The organism is Pantoea sp. EEL5 (assembly GCF_049892805.1).
GTDB lineage: Bacteria > Pseudomonadota > Gammaproteobacteria > Enterobacterales > Enterobacteriaceae > Pantoea > Pantoea ananatis.
The window spans coordinates 1-877 of record NZ_JBNDNJ010000016.1; the positions used below are offsets into that span (position 1 = coordinate 1).

At 56.3% G+C, this 877-nt stretch carries 1 pseudogene; it reads right to left on the reverse strand.

The features are described from left to right. A pseudogene (locus tag ACPXSQ_RS22965) lies at positions 1-806 on the reverse strand (IS3 family transposase); the annotation flags it as partial. Positions 807-877 lie beyond the last annotated feature (71 nt).

The window sequence follows — 877 nt, forward strand, 5'->3', positions numbered from 1 at the left end:
ATCGGTTCTTATCGTTGCAGGATAGCCACGAAACTGCGCAATGCTGTCCAGAATACGTGTCACCTGAACGCCTGTAATCCCGAATGCCGTGGTGATCGTCAGGCACTCCTTCGTGAAATCATCTACGCAGGTCAGGCACTTAATCCGGCGGCCGCTGGCAAGTGAATCCATGACAAAATCCATCGACCATGTCAGGTTCGGCGCATCCGGGCGAAGAAGCGGAAGCCGTTCAGTCGCCAGCCCCTTACGGCGCCGCCTGCGTTTTACACCCAGACCGTTAAGGTGATAGATGCGGTAAACCCGCTTGTGGTTGACGTGAAAGCCCTCCCGACGCAATAACTGCCAGATGCGGCGGTAACCAAATCGGCGGCGTTCAAGTGCCAGCTCTGTGATACGTAAAGACAGCTGCGCGTCAGCAGCCGGGCGCTGAGCCGAATAACGGCAGGTTGAAAGTGACAGACCGGCCAGCCTGCAGGCACGGCGTTGCGACAGACCCGTTGTCTCACACATGGCTTCCACGGCTTCCCGCTTCTGGTCCGTCGTCAGAACTTTCGGCCCAGAGCCACCTGAAGCGCCTCCTTATCCAGCATGGCTTCAGCGAGCAGCTTCTTAAGGCGGGCGTTCTCCTCTTCAAGTGACTTGAGCCGCTTCACTTCGGGGACTTCCATGCCGCCAAACTTCCTGCGCCAGGTGTAAAAGGTGGCGTCTGAAATAGCATGCTTACGGCAGAGTTCCCGGGCCGAAACCCCGGCTTCTGCCTCGCGGAGAATACTGATGATCTGTTCGTCGGAAAATCGCTTCTTCATGGGGATGTCCTCATGTGGCTTATGAAGACATTACTAACATCGCGGTGTATTAATCAATGGGGAGCAGGTCA